The organism is Pseudomonas sp. Z4-20 (genome assembly GCF_051131955.1).
Classification (GTDB): domain Bacteria; phylum Pseudomonadota; class Gammaproteobacteria; order Pseudomonadales; family Pseudomonadaceae; genus Aquipseudomonas; species Aquipseudomonas marvdashtae.
In genome coordinates, this window is record NZ_CP071641.1 from 2,421,504 (window position 1) to 2,443,477 (window position 21,974).

Here is a 21,974-nt window from a genome sequence, read left to right on the forward strand (position 1 = left end):
TTGGGGGAGGAGCGTTCAAATTAATCGGCGGCGAACTGGTCGATCAACCCAAGACGAGGAACATATGTTTTTGGCCGCAATAAAGCGCCTGGAGCGATCACTGCGTTTGCGCCAATCTTGCAGCCATCACCCACCAGCGCTCCGAATTTGCTGACTCCTGTCTCGATCACATAATCTTCATGGCGGATTTTTATATCAGCCCCGTTCAGTTCGTTACGATAATTTGCGATGATCGCACCGGCTTCAACATTTACAGACTCGCCAATCAATGAGTCACCAACGAAATTGAAGTGTGCAAGCTTACTGCCATCCAGCATGAAGGTGCTTTTCAGCTCACAGCTGGGGCCAACAATGCAGTTTCTCCCGAGATACACACCTCCACGAAGGTAAGCGCCCGCGGCTACGAAACAGCCCTCGCCGACGATCACTGCGCCCTTCAGTACGGCTCCTTGCTCAATGACGGCGGTTTCATGAACAGCAATATCGCCTTGACGCCGGTATCCCGCGCCAAGCGCTTCAAGCAATGCCAGGATCCGATTCTCGCAATCCTGAGTCACCGCCCAAGGGGCAGCAGAGCCCATGCCCAGCAATGGCCATTGCGCGATGTAATCGTCGACTTTTGGTGATTTCATAAAAGATCTTCCGAAAAAGTGAGCTTGGTTATGCCTGCCTTGCACCCATTGAGCGTTATCACGCAGATGTTGCGCCGGCGTTTTGATTCATTCGGGAGCCTTCACAAGCACTGCCGGTTCCCTATTGCTCAAGCGTGCTCTTTAAGCCCGCGCACATCACCCAAGGAATCGCGCTGCATCGACTGCAGGTTCTTTTCGATGGTTTCGCACAGCGCTTCCATCTGAATCTGATGTTCGCTGTGGCGAAACGGGCTCTGCAGATCGGTGCCGATGCGCTCGATTGCCAGCAGCATAAACCCAACCACGGTCGAAGCCAGCGGCGTGAACCAGCCCAGGGATTCCTCCAGTCCAACCGGCACAATCAGGCAGAACAGCGAGATAAACAGCCGTGGAAAATACACATAAGGGTAGGGCAGCGGCGTATTCGCGATCCGCTCCATGCCGCCCTGGCTGTTGGACAGGTCCACCAGCGTCGACTCAAGACGCGCCAGGCGAATACTGTCCAGATGCCCGGCCTGGTATTCCCGCGCGAGCAAAGTCGCCGAGCCGGTGAGGATATCGTTGGCAAAGTTATTGGTTGTGCCACTGCGGGCAAACTCTTCGGCCGGAATAAACGCCTGCACCTCTTCGGGGCAAGGCTGGCCTTGCAGATGTGCGGCGAGGCAATTCACATAAGCGACGTGGCGGCGCAACAGCGTCGACTTTACCGGATTCACCTCGCTGCCGGCATCGTCCAGCAGCGTCAGCACCTGACGGGCGAAGCTGCGTGAGTTGTTGATCATCGTCCCCCACAGCGTCCGCGCTTCCCACCAGCGGTTGTAAGCACTGCTGTTGCGGAAACTGATCAACACCACCAACGCCGAGCCGAGCAAGGTCAGCGGCATCAGCGGCAGGTTCAGCTTGGCGTTGAGAAATAGCATGAAGTCCACCGTGACGGCGATGTCCCAGAGCAACAACCAGAACAACGCCCAGCCCACATAGCCCATGGTCTTGACGATCAGACGGTAATTTTTGACGATGGCAGCTTTCAAACGGAACCTCGTGGCGAGCAGTTAGCTTAAACGCTTAAGCTCGGACGATGCTTGGGGGCAAAGGTTCGGTTGGCGCGGGGAGCATGACATTTTGGTCGATGTATGCGCAAAGGTCGAAATGTTGTTTGCCCACCTCAAAGGCATCCTGAAATTGGGTCGCCTGCGACTACGACTCTTAATGGAAGGGCACCAACATCAAGCCACAACGTCAATCAATGTGGACTAGAGTTATCCCGTCTAAAACATCCCGAAAGAGGACTGCGCAATGGAAGATTCGCTCCGCTCCCCCCAGGACTCGCCACTAAAGACGGGTCTGGTCACCGCAGGCTACACCGGTGTAGATGAGCCCGGTCGCATAGTGGCGGACGCTGATGGCTCTATCTGGTTCGCGGGGTACAGCTCATCCTATTCCTTCGATGATTATCATTGGACGGGCGACTACAGGGCTACCCTGAGCAAGTTCAATCCTGATGGCACTGTCGATACGAGCTTCAGTGACGATGGCAAAAGCTTTTTAGGCCCTTACGTCAGCTATTGGTATGGCGGTGCTGCCGAGTTTGGCGGCGGTGCAGCGGTGCAGTTAGGTGGAAAGTACCTTGTGATCGACTCAGGCTCCAAGGCAACGGTATCGCGATTTAATATCGACGGTGCCCTTGATAAAACCTTTGGCGAAGGTGGCAGGGTGGTTACCCCAGTGGGCGACGATGCGCAAAATGCAATCGCGGTGCTGGCAGACGGTAGCATCCTGGTAGGTTTTTCTGCTGTGGACGACGAAAATTACACGGAAATTTCGCGCCTTACGCCAGACGGTGAAATCGACCTGAGCTTTGGCGGCGACGGGCGCCTGGAGATTGCTGGCGTAGGAAATTATTCTCCCTTCGGATTGACGCTCCAGCAGGACGGCAAGGTTCTGTTGACTTCCACTCAAGGCATAGTCCGTGTGAACGCTGATGGAACATTGGACAGGGAATTTGATGCCGACGGCATCGCGTCCTATTCGAAGGGTTCCGCTTCAGGGGTCACCGTACAGGCCGACGGAAAGGTTCTCGTCCTCGGCAGTTTCGAGAATGGGGCGGGCATTTATCGCCTTAATCCCGACGGCAGTCTCGATACTACCTTCGGTGGCAGTGGGCAGCTGGCCGACGGTTTCGCCGCGCCGGGCGTCAGTGGAAGAGATGCCGTGGTGCTTGCTGACGGTCGAATCCTCGTTTCCGGGACAGTTTCCACCTCTGCTGATGGGACCAATCTTGGCATTATGCGGCTGAACCCGGATGGCAGCCTTGATACAACCTTTGGAAATCCTGACGACGGCTACAGGCACCTTACCGGCGGTACGGAGGATAATCTGTTAGTAGGTACCCACTCCTACAACGATGCAATTTCAGGTGGGGCCGGCAACGATCTGATCGATGGCCGTGGTGGCCGCGACCAGCTCACCGGGGGCGAGGGCGGTGACGTGTTCCGCTTCCAGTCGATGACCGACAGCTTCCGAACCGCTGATACTGCCTTTAGTGATCGAATCCGCGACTTCAATGCAGACGAGGATATGCTGGATCTTTCAGCGCTTGGTTTTACGGCGTTGGGTAATGGTCATGGGGGAACGCTGGCATTGAAGGTGAACGAGGAGGGCACGCGGACCTACCTGAAGAGCTACGATGCTGATCCCGACGGCCAGCGCTTCGAGCTTGTGTTTGATGGCGACCTCAGTCAACGGCTGGATGCAAACAACCTCCTCTTTACACCCGGCCTCTTGAGTGGAAGCGACGCCAACGATTCCCTCTTCGCGCACGGCTGGGCAGAAACGCTCATGGGATTGGCAGGGAACGATACGTTGACCGGCAGCCTGGGAAATACCTTGCTTGATGGCGGCGCGGGACGGGATTTTTTAACGGGGGGCGGTGGCATTGATACGTTCCACTTCGGTTCAGTGAGCGACAGTTACCGGACGGACGCGGTAACTTCTGCAGATCGCATTTTTGGCTTCGAACAAGGCGTCGATAGGATAGATGTCTCGGCCCTGGGCTTCGTCGGCCTTGGGAGCGGTCACAACGGCACTCTTCAAGCCAAGACAAACGCAGATAACACGCTTACCTATCTCAGAAGCCTGGACACCGATGAGTCAGGTGCCAGATTCGAGGTCACGCTGCAGGGTAGTTATCAGTTTCAGAGTGAGTCGTTCATTTTCGCTTCGACACACGCTGGCATTGAGGAAATACAGCTGTTGGGTATGTCACCGGACTACACCCTGGCTTGATTCGGTCAAGGGATGAGCAACCCTTCGAGGGTATGAAACTGCGACTGCTCAATGGCACTTATTCAATGCTGCTTTTGTAGGCCTGCTCGCGGGTTACGAGACGGTCAACCTCGCTCAGGGCGTTGTGGTTTTTCCTGGATGACCGCGTTCCTGTTTGTGCGCTTCATCCAATACAAGCAGCTTGATCGGGTACTTAACACCTACGTAGCGATGATTGATAGGCGGGTCGGTCTGGTGTCGCTATCATTTCGCAAGGATCAAAATCATGTCCCACCAACAGCCTGGAATTCGCTTCTCTGATGTCGAAACAGCTGTGCCTTCGACCCCAGGGCTTTATCAGATCATCGCTGACGACGGCGAGCTCCTGAAGGTCGGCATCAGCGGTGATCTTCGTAAGAGACTGATACAGCATCAGCTCGGGCGTAATTGCAATGAGTAGGCTATGGTTCAAGCGGGCGCGTGTCGTAACGTGCGTGAATAGCAAAACAAAATAAGGATAGGTTATGCACTCATCCGCTATTTTTGCTACGGCTGCGCCTGGTCGTACGCTGCTTCTCTCGCTCGGTCTGCTTGCTGCGGGTATCACCTCGGGCGCATGGGCTGAGGATTATCCCCACGCTCAGGAACCGATTGGCACCGTGGAGCAGATCTATGACGGCGCCATGCTCCCTGATCTGGCGGTCAGTACCTACCGCAACATCGACCGGCTCTTCCCCACCCACAGGATTAAAGCCGGCGATCACCCGTATGCGCTGCCGAAGTCAGACAAACAGTTGCCCAACGTTCGCTTCACTGTCGGGGACAAAAAGTACGACCTGTATGACTTCGTTGCACTGGACAGCATCACGGCGATGCTGGTGCTCAAGGACGGCGAGATCGTTTTCGAGACCTACCAGCGTGGCAACACCGAGAAAACCCGATGGATGTCGATGTCGATAGCCAAGTCCATCACCTCCACGCTGGCGGCTGCAGCGATCAAAGACGGCCTTATCAAGAGCCTTGATGCGCAAGTGGTGGATTACGTTCCCGAGCTCAAGGGCAGCGCCTACGAAGGCGTGACCGTGCGCAACGTGCTGATGATGTCTTCGGGCGTGAAGTGGAACGAGACCTACACCGATCCGGCGTCCGATCGTCGCGCGCTACTCAAAGCGCAGATAGCGCAGAAACCGCGTTCGGCCATGGCGTTGATGGCCAGTTTGCCGCGAGCGGCCGAGCCCGGCACGGCCAACACTTACAGCACTGGCGAAACGCAGGTACTCGGCGAGATCGTCCGTGGCGCTGTGAAGATGCCGCTGGCCGATTATCTATCGCAGAAGATCTGGCAGCCGTTCGGTATGGAGAGCGATGCCCGGTGGTGGCTCGATTCGCCTGACGGCGTGGAAATCGGTGGCAGCGGTATCAGCGCCACGCTGCGCGATTATGGACGCTTCGGGCTGTTTTTCATGAACGGCGGCAAGATCAATGGCACGTCGATTCTGCCCGAAGGCTGGGTCAAGGAGGCGACGCTGCCGACCACCCTCAAAGGCGGCAAGTCCCTGGACTATGGTTACATGTGGTGGACGGCGTGGACCGAGCCGTCGGTGAAAGACGGCGCCTATTCGGCGGTCGGTATCCAGGGCCAGAACATTTACGTCAACCCCGCCAATAACGTGGTGATTGTCACCTTCGGTGCCCAGCCCAAGCCGGTTGACAAAGAGCCGATCGACCCGATGGTATTCTTCGATGCCGTGGTAGCTGCGTTGAAGTAAATTCGCAAATTTCTTGCGTTCTATGCGCGATGCACACATATTTGCGCCATGAAAGATATCAAGCTCGAAAACATAGTTGGAGCGCTGTCGCTGGCGATTTCCGATTCTATTCATCAAGGCACTCAAGACGAGGCGCCTGAAGTCGGCCCGGCAGCTGCTGCTATTGCGTTGCTCAATCATGAACCCGGCCTGTCTATAGAGCGCTTGAGGCGAGCCTTGGGACTGTCTCATCCTGGGGCTGTGCGTCTGGTCGATAGGCTTGTCACGCAGGGCGTTGTGGAACGTAGGCAAGCAGAATCCGATCGTCGCTCCGTTGCGCTCCACCTTACTGCCGCAGGAAATACGAATTGTGCTGCGGTGTTAGCTGTACGCCATGAACGTATTGCTCGCGCTTTGGAGGTTCTTGACCCGGATGAGCGTGAAATCCTGGGTCGGATAACTGAAAAACTACTACGCAGTTTGGTGCGTGATCTTGATCAAGCCTATTGCGTTTGCAGGCTGTGCGACCCGGCGGCTTGCAAAGACTGTCCGGTTGCGGATGCGGTGGGTCAGGCTCATTGATTCCATTAGGGGCATGCTGTTTGTAATCGGCATAGCGCATTTTATTGACCCCCTTTCTTTTCGGATTGGACAAAGCGAGCACGCTGCAAGCCCTCTGTGAGAATCACCAGGCTCACGCCTAACAACGCAACGTCTTTTATCAGGAACGTGCCGAGGAAGTTCAACCATGGAAAACCTCCCGATCCAACCTCCCATATTGGCAATGCAAACATCGTGGAAACGGTCGTGAAGAAGGTCAGCGCTGCTAATAAGCCACCTGCGATAGCAGCCCGAGCCGACCAGGGTGAGGCGATGAGCAGCAGTGCAGTAAAAATCTCGACTACACCCAATAAGTACGAGGCTCCGGTTTCGCCAAACGCTGGGTAAAGCCAGGCAAGCCATGGGGTGCCGCTGATCAGGGGGACGAGTGCCTGCACCTCGATCTGCGTGAACTTGAGAAGGCCAATCATCAGCAGGGGAAGGACAACGCCGGATAGGGTAATGGTCCGGCTTAGCTTCCCGAGCTTCGAAATATTAGCAGTGGCGGTGGTCTGGCTGGTGACGCTCGTGATGTGCTGCATGACGTTCTCCGATGACTGATGTGTGCGTGAAGCATATATCAGCGATCGGGTTTTGTATGCTTCGTGCATATAATGTTTGGCTATGGGGACCACACTGTAGATCTTGTTGGCGCGTTATCCTTGGCGTTGTCGATGCTGTTTTGTCAGGTGTGCAGAACGAGGTACCTGAGCTACGTTTACCCCAGCGACACCAATGGTCGCACTAGAAAAGGCACGCATTATGCTCAACCGCACACGGTTTCATCTCGCGTCCATACTGACGGCCGTTCTGTTCACCGGAGCCAGCTACTCGCTGCCGTCCACCGCAGCGCAACCACCACAAATCTCGACCGTGGATGCTGCATCGACACATAAACCCGCGCTCGCCGGCGTCTATGCCTTCAACCTAGGCAAATTCCGCGTCATTGCCCTTAGCGACGGGACGCTGCCGCTGGATCTGCATCCACTGCTTAGAGGCCTCAGCGCCAAAGAGATAGACGCAATGCTGCGACATGGATTTGCTCGCAACCCGCTGGAGACGTCGATCAATGCCTACCTCATCGATACGGGCTCACACGTGGTGCTGGTCGATACCGGCGCTGGTGAATTGTTCGGTAGCGTCGGCGGCAAGCTGCCCGAAAGCCTGGCTGCCGCGGGTTACCAGCCGGCTCAGATCAGCGATGTCCTGATCACCCACATCCATACCGATCATACCGGCGGCCTGACACGCGGCGGCCAGATGATGTTTCCCAATGCGACCATCCACGTCGGCCAGGCAGACGTCGACTTCTTCCTGGATCGTGCCAACCTGGACAAGGGTTTGAAGCCGGCGTACCTGGAAGAAGCGTTGAAGACTGTTGGTCCCTATCAACGTGCAGGCAAGCTGAAGACATTCGCTGCCGAATCTGAAATCCTCCCAGGCATCACCGCCATCCCCACCCCGGGACATACACCGGGCCACAGCTTCTTTCGAGTAGTAAGCGAAGGCGAGAGCATCGATTTCTGGGGCGATATCATGCACGTCGGTCTCATCCAGTTCGCCCGCCCAGAGGTGACTATTACCTTCGACGTCAACCAGGACGCTGCCCGCGCCCAGCGGCTGGAGCAATTCGAAACAGCCGCGAGTGAACAACGGTTGTCAGCAGTCGCTCACTTGCCATTTCCGGGTATCGGTCACATCAGGCGCGAAGCCGGTAGATACGAGTGGGTACCCGCCCAGTATCGCAATCGCGACTAATACCGCAGGCCCGACTGACGACTCAATCCAGGCGTCTTGCCCGTGATGCGCTTGAATGCGCGACTGAAAGCAGCCTGAGAGGTATAGCCCAGGCGCTGCGCCACCTCCTCAATCGGCAGTCTTTCGAGCGTCAACCACTGGCTCGCAAGCCGCATCCGCAATTCGGTGACGTAGCGCAGCGGGGCCATCCCAATGGTCATCTGGAAACGGTCCGCGAAGACTGAGCGCGAGGTATTGCATTGCTCCGCCAGCTGCGCAACGGTCCAATCGTGTCCCGGTTGTTGATGGAGCGCGAGAAGGGCATTTGCCAAGCGTGGATCGCGCAATGCGGCGACCAGGCCAGAGGCATTACCGCAGGCGCACTCCACCCAGCCGCGAACGACCATGGCGGCCACCACGTCGGCCAGTCGCGCGAGGATGCCGGCGAAGCCGACACGTGCGGCGCTGACCTCGCGCTCCATGGTGGTCAGGATAGGCACCAGTCCGGGGTAACGCTGGCCGCCGGCATCAATCAACATCAGGCCCGGCATCAGGCTGCCCAGGCCATGGATACTGCTCAATTCAAACTCCATGCAACCACTGAACAAAAGGGTGGCAGGCGTGGGGCTGGCATCGGTTCCGGTATCCACCGCGCTGACGGTTTCACCGAGGGGGGCGCCGTCTAAACCGTCGATGTCCTGAACAGGCACGTCCGTATGGGAAAGCAATTGATGGGCCGCACCGTGGGAGATGAATACGGCGTTGCCGGCAGACAGCGCATACGTCGTCCCGTCCTCCATCCGCAGCACCGCATTGCCGACCGCCAGGAAGTGAAACCAGGCATGCCCAGGTTTGGCAGCGAAGCCCAGGCCGAAGGCTGGACCGGCTTGGATACGCCGGTACTCGACGCCACGCAGGCGCATGCCGCGCAACAGCTCATTGATGAGTTCCGAGGAGAGAGCAAACTGATCTGTTGGCATCGTTAGGTGTTTCAGTCAAAAAATCGAGGTTTTCGATCATAGATCATCCAGATCCTCGCGCCTAGACTGCGGGTCGCCATTCAGATTGGAGATCCGTGCAATGACTGACCTTGTGTGTAATGCCGTACCCGACAGCCGTCCCGGCGCCGGGCTGGATGTAGAGCCTGCAGCCCCCGCGTGGATGGCCGTATTCTCGTTGGCAATGGGCGTGTTCGGATTGCTGACCGCAGAGTACCTTCCGGCGAGCCTGTTGACGCCGATGGCTACCGATCTGGGTGTGTCCGAAGCGCTGGCTGGCCAGGCGGTCACGGTGACAGCAGTGGTGGCACTGTTCGCTGGCCTGTTGGTCCCAGGCCTGACCCGCAGTGTCGACCGTCGCTGGGTGCTGCTGGGTTTTTCCACGTTGATGATCGCGTCCAATCTTTTGGTCGCCGTTTCCTCCAGTTTCGCGGTGCTCTTGGTGATGCGTATCTTGCTCGGTATCGCCCTTGGTGGGTTCTGGAGCATGGCGGCAGCGGTGGCGATGCGCTTGGTGCCCGGTGCGTTATTGCCTCGAGCGCTCTCGATTATTTTCAGCGGCATTGCTATCGGGACGGTGGTTGCGGTTCCGCTGGGCAGCTACCTGGGCGGACTCTATGGCTGGCGCAGCGCATTCTTTGCAGCGGCGGCGGTAGGCGTGGTGACCCTGGCTTTCCAGTCGTTCACGCTGCCGCGCCTTGCGCCGCGCAGGCCGGCACGCCTGCGCACCGTACTTGAGGTGTTACAGCGCCCAGGCATTGCCATCGGGATGTTCGGTTGTGTGCTGGTGCACAGCGGCCACTTTGCGATGTTCACGTATATTCGGCCATTCCTCGAGGGCACCACCGGCATCGGCCCGCAAGTGTTGTCGCTGATGCTGCTGGGTTTTGGTGTGGCCAACTTTGTCGGCACGCTGCTGGCTGGGTGGCTGATTCCCCGTCATCCGCTGGCCACCCTGGTGTTGATGCCCGCGCTGGTGGGCGTTGCGGCACTGGCGTTGGTCCTGTTGCCGGCGTCGGTGCCAGGGCAGGCGGTTCTGCTGGCGGTCTGGGGCCTGGCCTTTGGTGGTGTGCCGGTGGCGTGGTCGAACTGGGTCGCCAGCGCAGTACCCGATCAGGCTGAAAGCGCCGGGGGCATGGTGGTGGCGTCTGTGCAGTCGGCCATCGCAACGGGCGCAGCCGCTGGCGGTGTGATGTTCAGCCTCGGGGGCAGTGCAGGTGTATTCGTAGCGGCGGCCGTGCTGATGCTGCTGGCCGCGTTGCTGATTGCGCTGTGTGTAAGGGTTCCTTCTGCCCCTGGCAGTGCCCAGGCCAGGCCGGCGCTGCACCTTTGATCCGCCTCCCAAAGCCGCCCCGATCCTGTCCGTAACCCGGAGATACAACATGAACAATGCGACGTCCCACCAAGGACGCCTGAGATCCTTGCGCGCGGCAGGTATAGGCAATGCGCTCGAGTGGTTCGACTGGACGCTGTACGCAACCTTTTCGGTGTACCTGGCACGCAACCTGTTCGACAAGGGCGATGCCCGCTCGGCGATGCTCGCGACCCTGGCCGTGTTTGCGGTGGGTTTTGTCGCTCGTCCCATCGGTGGATGGTTGTTTGGTCGGCTGAGCGACCGATTGGGGCGCCGGACCATCATGGTGACCACGATGTTGTTACTGGCGATCAGCAGCCTCGGCATCGCGATGATCCCTGACTACCAGAGCATTGGCCTGTATGCCTCGGTCGCGCTGTTGTTTTTCCGGCTTGTGCAAGGGCTCGCACATGGCGGCGAAACAGGCGTTTCATACACCTATGTCGCCGAGATCGCCCCAAGCAAACACCGTGGCCTATGGTCCAGTTCGGTCTACGTCGGGGTGACGCTCGGGGTGATGGCGGCGACGGCGGTGGCGGCGCTGCTCACCTGGCTGCTGGGTGCGCAGGCCATGGGTGACTACGGCTGGCGGATCGGCTTCGCCATCGGTGGACTGCTCGGCGTCTATGCGCTGTTTTTGCGCCGCGGTGCGCAGGAGTCTCACGTGTTCGTAGAGCAGCAGGGCCAGGCTCGACCGCCGCGCAAATTGTCCAGGGGCGAGATGCTGCGCGTCGCGCGCAACATCGTCATGCTCGCAGCGGCCGCCAATGTCACCTACTACGCGTGGGTCACGTTCGGCGCTTCGACGGCAATCGCCCAGGGCATGGACGCCACGGGTGCCTACGTGGCCAGCCTCTTCGCGCAAATCCTCTGTGTGTGCTGGCTGCCGATCTGTGGAATGTTGTCCGATCGTGTAGGTCGCAGGCCCATGGTCATCGCCTGGGGCCTGGGCGTGATCGTGCTGACCTATCCCATCTCGATCATGGTGACCACCGAACCCTATACGCTGTTCCTGGCCCAGGTCCTTGGGCTAGGCGCCTGGTCGTTGATCGCGGCGATTTTCCCCGCAGTGTTGTCCGAGCAGGTGCCAACCCAGGCGCGGGCGCAAGGCGTTGGGTTGGTGTCGTCGGTGTCGGTGGCGATCTTTGGCGGCACCGCACCCTATCTGCATAGCTATCTCGGCGGCGCCGACCTTGGCTATCTGTACATCTGCTACGTCATGGGGTTGGGCCTGGTCACCGTCCTGGCAGGTTTTCTTATCGATGAAACGGCGGGCATCGATCTTGCGCGCATCGAGGCGCCCGGCGTTCGAGTGGCTGCTGGCTCACGGTCGTCGTTGGCCTCTCAGGACTAGATCCGTTGGCTTGTTGATCCGCAGCATCAGCCGACCCAAGGAGTGCAATTCAATGAACTCAACAGACCTTGAAAAAACCACTGCACGCGGTGAACGACCGGGCGCCGGCGTGACGGTCAACCAGACTTCGGGGCCACGTCAGGCCGCGCGCGAGACCTGGGTCGAAGTCCCTTCCGAGTCGGGCTCGGCGGCTGCTTGGTGCTACTCGGATCGCCGATCCTACAGCCCGGGCGATTCGGTGTGCCTGTATCTGTCTTCGAACCGCCCGCAAGTCAGACTCAGGATCTACCGTGATGGAGCCATCGCTCGCACGTTGCATGAAACCGACAGCCTTGACGCTCGATTCCACCCGGTGCCCGAACGCGCCTATGAGCAGGGGTGCCAATGGCCGGTATTCTGGCATTGGTCAATCCCGGCTGATGCCGAGCCGGGTGGCTATGTAGTGGAAGTACGCGATAGCGCTGAAAGCGTGCTCGGGCATCACCTGTTCATCGTCAAGACGGCGCACAAGCGCGCCGATGCCTTGGTGCTTGTCGCCGCCACATCGACATGGGCCGCTTATAACGACTGGGGCGGCGCTAATCATTACTTCGGTCTCCACCCCGGCACGCCGCGCGGCCGTGCGCCGTTGCTGTCGGCACAACGCCCTTGGGCGCGGGGGCAAGTCTGGCTGCCCGAGGATGCGCCGCGTTCTGTCAACGCGACCCGGCAACGCAAGCCCGGGCCGGCGCGTTACGCATTCATTGAATGGGCATCCCTTAACGGCTACGCCAAGTACTACGCGCTGGCGGGGTGGGCCTCCTACGAAAGACCGTTTGTGGTTTGGGCCGAACAGCAAGGCTATACGGTCGACATCCTGACCCAGGACGATTTGCATCACGACCCGCATGCGCTTGAGGGCTATCGCTGCGCGGTCTTTGCAGGGCACGACGAGTACTGGACGCGGGAAATGCGCGATCACGTCGATTTCTTTGTCGAGGAGGGCGGCAAGGTCGCGCGCTTCGCTGGCAATTTCATGTGGCAGATCCGCTTGGAGGATGAGGGCCAACGGCAGGTCGCCTACAAGTACGATGCCGGAGCGCTAGATCCGGTCGCGGCTACCGACCCTCGTCGGCTAACCGGCGCCTGGGAAGATCCGCGAGTGGATCACCCCGGGGCGAGGACGTTTGGGGTCAATGCATTGCGGGGGATATATGGCGGCTTTGGAGGAATGGCACCGCGCAATCCTCGCGGGTATACAGTCTTCAGGCCTCGGCACTGGGCCTTCATGGGCACGGGCCTGGGGTACGCGGACATGTTCGGAGACGAGGCCAACATCTTTGGCTATGAGGTGGATGGCTTGGAGTACACGTTTGTTGACGGCCTCCCAGAACCGCTCGGCACAGACGGTGCGCCCTGCGGATTGCAAATCCTCGCCATGGGCTGGGCGACCAATGCCGAACACGGCCGATCCGAGGATGCCTATTCGTTCATGCTCGGCGATGGCGATGCCCGGTTTCGGGCTTCCATCCTGGCGCCCGACCTTAGCGAGGCCAGCATCGATCTGCATAGCCGCGGGGCGGGCATGGTGGTGCACTTCCATAAAGGTCGAGGTGAGGTCTTTACCGCCGCCACGTGCGAATGGGTACATGGGCTTATGCAGGCAGACATTTACACCGTGATGATCACCAAAAACGTGCTCGATCGTTTCTTGCGCAATCCGTAGGCCGTCAGTTGGAACGCTTTTTCCGGCACGGCCACTCAAGCGTAAGGATGTCGCCGCTCATACCGGAGTCATTTGCATTCTTCTATCTGCCGATCACTAAGAGAACAGTGCCATGGATACGCTTAATGTAGGTGCAAGCCGCGAGCTGGCTCGTGTACCTGATGAGATACAGCAGGAAACAACGCAACAGACCTCTCGCTCCTCGAGCCTCAGCTCCACAGGGGCAGCGATGAGAACGCGGCTTGAAAACCATTTCGAGGCTCACCTTGAAAGAGAGGCGGGCTCCGATCGACCCGCTGCCTCTGCTTCGAGCGCCCGCAACGCGGAGCTGAACGCCATTCGTGATGACCGCGCTCAACGATTAGAGGCAGGGGGCTATAACGTCCATGACATGGAGAAGGCGGAAAAAAACGCAGCCAGAGCCGACAGATTGTTTGCGTCAATAAAATCGGGGATGGGGGGGACGCCCTTTGCGGCGCTGACCGAGGCAGGTAATTTCGAACCGTCCATCCTCCAGGTAGCAGGCAAGCATGGCAATACAGTACGCCAAGCGGCTATAGAGAACGCTATGTCATGCTTGTATGCCGGTATGGCGGATGCTGCCGGTAACAAGACGATCGCGGGCCTCAAGCCGGGTTATTACCTTAAACCCGAGAGCGATACGCTGCACCCGGCGCTTCAAGCATCAGTGGCGCAAAAGCTGCTGGCGTTGGACAAAGGTCCATTGCGTAATGCTTTCGACGAAGCCAATAAGTGGCTTACCGGGTTTGCCGTACGTAATACCGCAATGTACGCATCAACGCTTGCCATGACGGCGGCTGGCAAAGAAGACCTGGATGCAATCCTGCAACCCGCCCTACGGCCGGTCACGGCTATCATCGTGGGTATCGCAATTGAGCATTACAACGTCAGCCGCGATCGCACGAACCATTTGGCTGACCCTGCAATGCTCTATGGTCGTCGGGATGCTGTACCGCAAGGGCAGCCTCATAAGCCTATTGATCAAGATACCGAATGGCTGGATGACTTCGAGACTTTAAAGGATCTCAATGCCACTGCCCTGGTCAAGATGGTCTCCGCGCGGCTGGGCGAAGGCGCGGCTACGGCTCTGAATGCGGTCATCAGCGGCGATGCCTTGAAAGAGATAGTGGATCCGGTCAGTGTGGTAGGAAATGGCCTGCTGATTGGCGGTTTTTCTGCAATGGGCGCGGCTACAACCGCCACAGCCAACCTGGCGAAGTCCAGCGAGCTGGGAAAAATGGCGGCTACCGCAGCCTCGGAGGCGGTAAAAAACGTATTGGGTACCGTGGCTTTCGGGTTGTGGGCAGCTGGCGCCTCGTTGGGTGGATCAGTGCCGAAAAAAGCCGTTGCTGCGGTCGATGCCCATGTACCAAAAGCAGTAGAAGGGACCGCAGATGCAACTGGCAGGCTGGCGGTCAAAGGAGGCGAGCTTGCAGTCAAGACCTCGCTCACCGGCGCCAGGTTCGCCAAGGAGACAGCTGTTTCAGCGACCCACCACACAAAAAGTGCAGCTCAAGCGACAGCGGATGGAGTCATGGGCGTCGCTAGCGGCATTGGCTCCGCCTGGGACAAAGGCATGGGAGCCCTGAGGCAACGCGCAGCGCCCACCGCCCAAAGCCAAGCCGCTCAGGGTCAGAACATCCCCATGCAGCCGCTCGCGGCCACGCAGGCGCAACCCTCGTCCTCAGCGCCCGCGCGTCCGCCTGCTCAGGATGATGGCGATATCGTGTAGCAGCCGTCCTCGTCGCTCAGTGTAGTCTTTGCGTAATGTCCAAGGATCGGACATTGGCAAGGCGTCTAAGGGCCACGGCGCCGTGATGCAGTGCAACTTGAGGAGAGGACGTCATTGAAAAGTACATGGCTGGCGACGATCGTTGCTTGCGTCATCAGTGTGAGCTTCTGGCTGGCGGCGTCATGGTCGGCGGGAGTGAAGGAGCCTTGGGACGCGCAATGTTATTGGGCTGTTCTATATCCTGCGTCCCTGGCGCTGACATTGACGCTGGGCCTGCTGTTTCAAAAACGCGGATGGCTGGCCGGTCCCATCGTAATGTTCGGGCAGATTCCATGCGTGATGATGACATCCGAAGCGGGGCCGCTACTGGCAGTCGGTATTTTGTATTGCGTCTTGCTTTCGATCCCGGCAGTGATGCTGTCTTGGGGCGCGCGCGCGATCTATCGGCGGTTCGCCGCTGGCTGATGCAGACCGACGCGGTGAGCACGCGGCGCGAAATTGTCGAGACGAACCCGCGCATCCCCTTGTCTCGATTCTGCTGGGGAACGACCCGCGGTGCTTGTAAGTCTACCTGTATCAGCTGATCAGTAAGGTACAGCGCAATGGATAAGACAATCACGGTGGATCAATTGGCCACCACTGACCTGAGATCATTCAACGAGATATGGCTCGACGGGACTCATACCCAGCTATGCCTATGGCGTGGCGCCCAAGTCTTCACCCACGAAATGATGAGCGAGGGCACCCACGATCAGAATGTTCGAAGCCTGTGCTTGCAGTGGGTCAACCTTGACGATCAGGTCGCCGTGGCCAGCATTGAGCTGCTCGCCCGCGAACGGCTGAAAGAGATCGGGAAGGAGGGCGAGTTTTATCCGGCTGAGGAAGCGGACACCCATCAATAGTCGCTGCCTCTTATGAAGCCGTTGGGATGGTGCCGCCATCAATGACAAATTCGCTGCCCGTGATGGAGGCCGCGCGAGGCGAAGCCAGGAAGGCAATGAGGTTCGCCACTTCCGCAGGTTTGGAGGGCCGGCCGAGTGGAATACCGCCTAACGCGTTCATGATCATCTGCTTGCCACCTTCATAGTCGGTACCGGCTTCTTTCGCCAGGCGCTCGGCCAAGGCGACCGACGCCTCGGTTTCAACCCAACCCGGCGAAACCCGGACAACACGTACACCTTTTGGCGAGACCTCTTTCGACAGGCTTTTGCTGTAAGTCGAAAGCGCAGCCTTGGCAGCCGCGTAAGCGGTCGTTGCTTCGGGCAGCGGCAGCCGGTTCTGAATGGAGGTCACGTGAATGATGACGCCCTCGTTTCGTTCGAGCATGCTTGGCAGCAAGGCACGATCGATACGTACGGCTGGAAGCAGGTTCAGATCGAGCTCGCGTTGCCAGTGGTCCTCCTCCAGTGCAGCAAAGCCACCACCCGGTGCCGACGAGCCACCCAGTACGTGGATGATGACGTCGACGTCTCCCAATATTCGCCTCGTCGCGGCCACCAATTTCTTACAACCCTCCCGGGTCGATAAATCAGCCGGAACGCAAAAGTCTGGAGGCATCTCGATGTTTGCCTGGCGAGCCGAGGTCAGGACTTTTGCGCCTTCGTCGAGCAGCAGCTCAACCACCGCTTTGCCGACGCCCTTGGTGCCGCCGGTAACCAGAATGCGCTTGCCTTTCAAATCAAGATTCATAGCGAAATCTCCTCTCTGATAATCAATTGATGACACCCGGTGATCTTGCCGCTCACGGGATAGTTTGCTCAACTGGCATAAACGTAATGGCTAATCCCGATAAACAGGACAATAAAATGCCGGATCTTCGTGTTGGACTTAACGAGTTGGAGGCGGTGACGGCCGTGGCGCGTCGGGCCTCGTTTCGACAAGCCGCTATCGACTTGAGTGTTTCGACGACTGCGTTGAGCAATACCATCGCCAAGGTGGAGTCGAACCTTGAAACGCGGCTGTTCAATCGCACGACACGCAGCGTGTCGCTCACCGAGGCCGGCAGGATGTACATGGAGCAAGTCGGGCCGGCGCTACAGGATGTTCGCGCGGCGCTCGAGGCGGTGCGCTCGCACAATGTCGGACCTTCGGGAATCTTGCGCATCAATGCATTTGCAAGTGCCGCTCGTACGACCCTGATGCCGCTGATTCTGGAATTTTCGCGGCGTTACCCGAAGGTGCACATCGATCTGGTTACCGAAGGGCGTCTGGTGGATATCGTTGCTGACGGCTTCGACCTCGGCGTGCGGTCTGCCAATCTGGTACCCAGCGACATGATTGTCGTCCCGCTGGGCCGACCACAACGGTACGCCATCGTGGGCTCGCCAGCGTACTTTGAGGTGCACGGCCAGCCTCGGACTCCAGCTGATCTACTCACTCATCAATGCTTACGGATCCGCCTACCCAACGGAGCCATTTATCCGTGGCATTTGGAACGCGACGGGGAGGTCATCAGGTTGGATGTGAACGGGCCATTCACGCTGGACGAGCCAGGCCTTGCCAAGGCGGTCGTTGGGGCAGCCGTGGCCCTGGGTTTTTTCATGGAACAGGACGTTCAAGTCGAAATCGAGAACGGAGAGTTTGAACGGGTGCTGGAGGATTGGACGCCAGCGCGAGACAACGTGTGTTTGTATTACCCGAACCGGCGCAACCCTTCGGCAGCGCTCAAGGCGTTTACCGACTTGGCCCGTGCCAATCTGGTTGGCAACGAGAGGCTTCGGCCGCCTGCATGAAGTTCATAGGTTGTAAGTGGCTCGTATAGCCTCCACGGCCCGCTCGCCGATCACCACGCACGGGGCCATCGTATTGCCGCTCGTGACATGCGGCATGATGGAGGCATCGGCAATGCGCAGGCCCTGGATGCCGTAGACGCGCAGTTGACCATCAACGACGGACATCGCGTCTTGGCCCATTTTTGCCGTACCGCATTGGTGCCAGTAAGTCACGGCAGCGTTGCGCGCGTAGTGTTCGAGCGATTGGGTGTTCAGTTTTCCAGGCAGGCTTTCATTTTTTACCAAGCCCTTGAAGGGGGCCTGCGCGCCCAGCTCCTGGACAAAACGGATGTTTTCCAGCGCGTTGCGCCGATCGGTGGGATGCGACAGCGTGTTGGGTTCAATGATGGGGGCATCCGTCACATCCGGGCCGCTGAGCGTGACCTGTCCGCGACTTTCCGGGTGGGCAAGGCCGGCGAACATTGTCCAGCCATGTGCAGGAACGCCGAGTAATGCGGTCTCTGCGCTGGGCACTGGAAACTCGACCTGGCAGTGGAACATGTCAGGGAGATGCAAAGTACTCTCGCTGCTCCAGTAGAGCGTTGCCTCCGAGCCGCCATAACCCACCGGTTGTGGCGTCATGTATTCGAAAATAACCGCAAAGGACACGTGATCTTGATGATTGGCGCCAACGCCGGGGAGATGCTGGACGACAGGAATGCCATGGCGCTGCAATTCTTGCTCCGGCCCCACTCCCGATTGCATCAGGACCTTAGGCGTGTTGATCGCCCCCAGGGAAAGAATGACTTCGTGAATGGCGTAAAAGCACTCGATCTGCCCATTGTGGATGGTTTCCACGCCGATGACGCGTTGCTCCTTCAATAGCATGCGGCTGACCAGCGTATCAGTCAGAACCGTGAGGTTGGGCTGGCCATAGCGCGGCGCAACGTAGGCGCGGTAGATGGAATTACGCCGGCCATCCTTGACGATGAGATCGTTCAGCGCCACACCTCCGCGGCTTTCCATCATGGCGCCGTTCGGGTTGTCAAAAACAGGTACACCCATTCCGGCAGCCGCACTGATCATGGCGTTCGCAATCGGTTGGGCGTTTCGTACAGGTGCGACATGCACCGGTCCGCCCTTGCCGCGACGGACTGAATCGCAGATGCCCCAATAGTCTTCCACGCGTTGATAAATCTTCAGGACCGATGCGTAGTTCCACGCAGGGTCACCACTGTGCGCTGCGAAATCTTCCCAGTCGTTTTTATGGCCGCGGGCCCACAACATGACATTGACGCTGGACCCGCCGCCCAATCCACGGCCCATATTCAGCGGGATTTTCCTGTCGTTGAGATGAGGGTTTGCGGCACCCACGAAGTTCCAATCGCGCTCGGTACCAAGGTTCAGGGGCCAGTTCCCCGGCTCCAGCACGTGGGGGTGGTCATCGCTGCCTCCGGCCTCGATGAGCAATACCTCGACCTCGGGATTCTCGGCCAGCCGTCCGGCCACGACGGAACCGGCGGTCCCCGCTCCACAGACGATAAAATCGAAAGGGCGCTTTTTCAGCTCGCAATTCATAGGCATGGATGGGTTTCCTTGGACGGTGTGGTATTGCATCGCCGATGCGATGACTGCTGCGGGGGGAGCGCGTTGCATCCCAGCTTCCGGCCAACCTGTCCTGAAACCGGTGGCAATCCATTGGGCACGGCAGCTCTTCCTTCGATCTCAGCGCAGAAGGGGCCTGGAACTATTGGCTCTTCAGAACCGCCTGGATGATGACTTTTGCGACATCTGCCGGGCGGGATTGTTGTGGCACGTGGCTGGCTTCGATTTCGGTGACCTTGGCACCGATCTTCTTGGCAAAAGCGCGTTGCAGATCAGGCTGGATCATCCGGTCCGCCTTGGCCACAACGTACCAGGTTGGCTTGCCTTTCCAGGCGGCGGCGCTGGTTTTGTCATCGAAAGCCGAGGCTCGGATCGGTCCTTGCGTCGCCGCCATTACCGCGGTTTGCTCTGGGGAAAGATCCTGGGCAAAACCGGTGGCCATGCCCTCGGCGGTCATGTACAGGAAACCATTTTTGTCGGCGGCGATGTCTTTCACGCCGGACGGGGCAGGGTAGTCCTTGCCGAGGTCTTTGCTGGCTTGACCGGCATCCGGAGCGAACGCGGCGACGTACACCAGGCTGCGTACTTTCTTGTCGGCGCCAGCCTCGCTGATGACGGTACCGCCCCAGGAGTGGCCGACCAATACGACGTCGTTCTCCTGGTTGTTCAGCACACGCTGTGTGGCGGCGACATCGTCCGCCAGCGAGGTCAACGGATTTTGTACTACGGTGACCTTGATGCCTTCCGCCTGCAGCAGCGGGACGACCTTGCCCCAATCGGATCCGTCGGCGAAAGCGCCATGGACGATGACGACAGAAGGTTGCTGTGCCGCGGCATGGACCGCGCCGCCGAACAATGAACAGGTCATGGCGAGTGAGAGGGCAAGGGCCTTGGGTTTGAACATGATGCGATCTCCTGTATGGGGTGAGCGCAGTTTCAGCGATACTCGGCGGCTGAGGTATCGGTCATTTATCCGAGGCCATCAACAATGTTCAATCGGATGCCCTGAGGAAACGACATGTCGGCAGGTGACTGTATCGAATTGGAAGACGCCATCCTGGCGTTGTCCATGGTGGGCGACCTGAGCATGGGGCAGCCTTTCGATCAGTCCCGCCGCACCGCCCGATTGGTGCAAATGCTCGCGCAAGCGTGCAATGGCGCTGGCGAGCACACCGAGATCGGACGCCAGGTGGCCTTGTTGCGCTGGTCAGGGTGCACCGCCAATGCGCAGGGCTTTACCCAACTGCTGGGCGATGATGTCGAGGGCCGCAACGCGATGCTGACGCATACCCTCAGCGCGGCGGGCCAGCGAGCGATGCGCAGGTCCACGCCGCTGGCGCAGATTCATTGCGAGGTCTCCGGTGACATCGCGCATACATTGGGCTTGAGGACTGAAGTCGAACACGGGCTGCGTCATGTGTTTGAGCAATACGACGGCGAAGGAAGGCCGTCTGGCCTGCGTCATCCACGGGTGCCGGAGGTGGTTTATCAAGTGTTGCTCGCCGGTGATTTGGAAATCCTGTCCCGCAGTCACGGTCTGGAAGTGGCATTGCAGTGGATTTCCAGCAAGCGTGATCGACGCTATCCAGCAGCGCTCGCTGCCGAAATGCTGCGACACGCCGAAGATTGGCTCGCTCAATTGCGCACGCCACAGGTGGCTGCTTCGCGGCAAACCGCACCATCGGTGCCATTGACCCTTATCGGCGATGTGATCGATCTCAAGTTGCCCTGGTTGTCGGGGTATTCGCGACGTTCTTCGGAGCTGGTCCAAGAGGCCGCCAGGCTTTCGGGGCTGCCAGAGGCATCAGTAGACGACCTCGGCCAAGCGGCGCTGATCCATGGGCTTGGCCGCGCAGCGGTGCCCAATCGAGTCTGGAATACTCCGGGTGCGTTATTGGAAGGCGATCTTGAGCAGGTGCGGTTGGTGCCTTACTGGACGTCGCGAGCCTGTAGCCAGATATCGGCGTTGACCGTGTCGGGCCAGATAGCGGCCCACGCCTACGAGCGACTGGATGGCAGTGGTTACTTTCGCAGTCTTAACGGTGACGCGCTGCAAAGCGAACATCGCTTGCTGGCCGCCGCCCTGGCTTGGCAAGCGTTGCTGAGCGAGCGACCGTGGCGGCCGTCCTTGAGTCAGGACGATGCCGCCCGCTTGTTGCTGGACGAGGCGGACCAGGGACGCTTTGACCGACGAGCCTGCCAGGCGGTCATCGCGGCGGCGCGCGGGGACACGATGATGGCTGCCTGCAGGCCAAGCGGTGGCCTGCTTTCCGAGCGTGAAACCGAAATTCTACGGTGCATCAGCACGGGAGGAAGCAACAAGGAAGTGGCGCGTCAATTGGGCATCAGTCCGAGCACGGTCCGCACCCATGTGGAAAACGTGTTCCGTAAACTTCAATGTACCACCCGTGCCGCGGCGACCCTCAAAGCCCTGACGCTAGGGTTGATTTAAGTGAACTTTTACCCTGCGGATTTTTCCACTGCTCAGACGTTGTGCGAAGGCATGGCGCTCG

General features: G+C 58.9%; 20 protein-coding genes. 13 read left to right on the forward strand and 7 right to left on the reverse strand.

Annotated features, from left to right (window positions below):
- Positions 1-20: 20 nt before the first annotated feature.
- Both J3P82_RS11220 and J3P82_RS11225 read right to left on the reverse strand, forming a co-directional pair.
- Complete coding sequence (locus J3P82_RS11220) at positions 21-632, reverse strand: transferase (protein ID WP_434563069.1); 612 nt, start codon at positions 630-632, stop codon at positions 21-23.
- 128 nt (positions 633-760) lie between these two features.
- Positions 761-1,663: a bestrophin family protein gene (locus J3P82_RS11225; protein WP_434563071.1), complete on the reverse strand. Its 903-nt coding sequence runs from the start codon at positions 1,661-1,663 to the stop codon at positions 761-763.
- Between the two features lie 265 nt (positions 1,664-1,928).
- On the opposite strand from J3P82_RS11225, the gene J3P82_RS11230 reads away from it, so the two are divergent.
- From J3P82_RS11230 to J3P82_RS11245, 4 genes are all read left to right on the forward strand, one after another.
- On the forward strand, positions 1,929-3,917 hold the full coding sequence (locus J3P82_RS11230; protein ID WP_434563073.1) for a M10 family metallopeptidase C-terminal domain-containing protein: 1,989 nt from the start codon (positions 1,929-1,931) through the stop codon (positions 3,915-3,917).
- A 265-nt stretch (positions 3,918-4,182) separates the two neighbouring features.
- Positions 4,183-4,356: a hypothetical protein gene (locus J3P82_RS11235; RefSeq protein ID WP_434563075.1), complete on the forward strand. Its 174-nt coding sequence runs from the start codon at positions 4,183-4,185 to the stop codon at positions 4,354-4,356.
- Between the two features lie 64 nt (positions 4,357-4,420).
- Complete coding sequence (locus J3P82_RS11240; RefSeq protein ID WP_434563077.1) at positions 4,421-5,665, forward strand: serine hydrolase domain-containing protein; 1,245 nt, start codon at positions 4,421-4,423, stop codon at positions 5,663-5,665.
- A gap of 48 nt (positions 5,666-5,713) precedes the next feature.
- Positions 5,714-6,226, forward strand: coding sequence for a MarR family winged helix-turn-helix transcriptional regulator (locus J3P82_RS11245; protein ID WP_434563079.1), 513 nt, complete (start codon positions 5,714-5,716; stop codon positions 6,224-6,226).
- A gap of 41 nt (positions 6,227-6,267) precedes the next feature.
- On the opposite strand, the gene J3P82_RS11250 is transcribed toward J3P82_RS11245, so the two are convergent.
- Entirely contained in the window at positions 6,268-6,786 is a 519-nt protein-coding gene (locus tag J3P82_RS11250) for a YkgB family protein (protein WP_434563081.1), read from the reverse strand.
- A gap of 220 nt (positions 6,787-7,006) precedes the next feature.
- On the opposite strand from J3P82_RS11250, the gene J3P82_RS11255 reads away from it, so the two are divergent.
- Positions 7,007-8,002, forward strand: a complete 996-nt coding sequence (locus J3P82_RS11255; RefSeq protein WP_434563083.1) for an MBL fold metallo-hydrolase — start codon at positions 7,007-7,009, stop codon at positions 8,000-8,002.
- Here J3P82_RS11255 and J3P82_RS11260 read toward each other — a convergent pair.
- Positions 7,999-8,961, reverse strand: coding sequence for an AraC family transcriptional regulator (locus tag J3P82_RS11260; protein ID WP_434563085.1), 963 nt, complete (start codon positions 8,959-8,961; stop codon positions 7,999-8,001). The two genes, J3P82_RS11255 and J3P82_RS11260, sit on opposite strands and share 4 nt — an antisense overlap.
- Before the next feature lie 100 nt (positions 8,962-9,061).
- Between J3P82_RS11260 and J3P82_RS11265 the strand changes: the two genes are divergently transcribed.
- The 6 genes from J3P82_RS11265 to J3P82_RS11290 all read left to right on the forward strand — a co-directional run bounded on the left by J3P82_RS11265 (position 9,062) and on the right by J3P82_RS11290 (position 16,047).
- Positions 9,062-10,312, forward strand: coding sequence for an MFS transporter (locus J3P82_RS11265; protein WP_434563087.1), 1,251 nt, complete (start codon positions 9,062-9,064; stop codon positions 10,310-10,312).
- Positions 10,313-10,361: 49 nt separating this feature from the next.
- Positions 10,362-11,687 carry an MFS transporter gene (locus tag J3P82_RS11270; RefSeq protein WP_434563089.1) on the forward strand — a complete coding sequence of 442 codons (1,326 nt, stop codon included), beginning with the start codon at positions 10,362-10,364 and terminating at the stop codon, positions 11,685-11,687.
- A gap of 52 nt (positions 11,688-11,739) precedes the next feature.
- A complete protein-coding gene (locus tag J3P82_RS11275; RefSeq protein ID WP_434563091.1) occupies positions 11,740-13,392 on the forward strand; it encodes a N,N-dimethylformamidase beta subunit family domain-containing protein in 1,653 nt (550 codons plus the stop codon).
- A 112-nt stretch (positions 13,393-13,504) separates the two neighbouring features.
- A complete protein-coding gene (locus J3P82_RS11280) occupies positions 13,505-15,145 on the forward strand; it encodes a RopAA-2 (RefSeq protein WP_434563093.1) in 1,641 nt (546 codons plus the stop codon).
- A 114-nt stretch (positions 15,146-15,259) separates the two neighbouring features.
- A complete protein-coding gene (locus tag J3P82_RS11285) occupies positions 15,260-15,610 on the forward strand; it encodes a hypothetical protein (RefSeq protein ID WP_434563094.1) in 351 nt (116 codons plus the stop codon).
- A 137-nt stretch (positions 15,611-15,747) separates the two neighbouring features.
- Positions 15,748-16,047, forward strand: coding sequence for a hypothetical protein (locus J3P82_RS11290; RefSeq protein WP_434563096.1), 300 nt, complete (start codon positions 15,748-15,750; stop codon positions 16,045-16,047).
- Positions 16,048-16,057: 10 nt separating this feature from the next.
- On the opposite strand, the gene J3P82_RS11295 is transcribed toward J3P82_RS11290, so the two are convergent.
- Positions 16,058-16,834, reverse strand: a complete 777-nt coding sequence (locus tag J3P82_RS11295) for an SDR family oxidoreductase (RefSeq protein WP_434563098.1) — start codon at positions 16,832-16,834, stop codon at positions 16,058-16,060.
- A 116-nt stretch (positions 16,835-16,950) separates the two neighbouring features.
- Between J3P82_RS11295 and J3P82_RS11300 the strand changes: the two genes are divergently transcribed.
- On the forward strand, positions 16,951-17,877 hold the full coding sequence (locus J3P82_RS11300) for a LysR substrate-binding domain-containing protein (RefSeq protein WP_434563787.1): 927 nt from the start codon (positions 16,951-16,953) through the stop codon (positions 17,875-17,877).
- Positions 17,878-17,880: 3 nt separating this feature from the next.
- On the opposite strand, the gene J3P82_RS11305 is transcribed toward J3P82_RS11300, so the two are convergent.
- On the reverse strand, positions 17,881-19,512 hold the full coding sequence (locus J3P82_RS11305; RefSeq protein ID WP_434563100.1) for a GMC family oxidoreductase: 1,632 nt from the start codon (positions 19,510-19,512) through the stop codon (positions 17,881-17,883).
- A 91-nt stretch (positions 19,513-19,603) separates the two neighbouring features.
- Positions 19,604-20,365 carry an alpha/beta hydrolase gene (locus J3P82_RS11310; RefSeq protein WP_434563102.1) on the reverse strand — a complete coding sequence of 254 codons (762 nt, stop codon included), beginning with the start codon at positions 20,363-20,365 and terminating at the stop codon, positions 19,604-19,606.
- Between the two features lie 114 nt (positions 20,366-20,479).
- Here J3P82_RS11310 and J3P82_RS11315 point away from each other — a divergent pair, with 114 nt between their 5' ends.
- Positions 20,480-21,913 (forward strand): HD domain-containing phosphohydrolase, encoded by a 1,434-nt coding sequence (locus tag J3P82_RS11315; protein ID WP_434563104.1) that lies wholly within the window; start codon positions 20,480-20,482, stop codon positions 21,911-21,913.
- Positions 21,914-21,974: the final 61 nt, after the last annotated feature.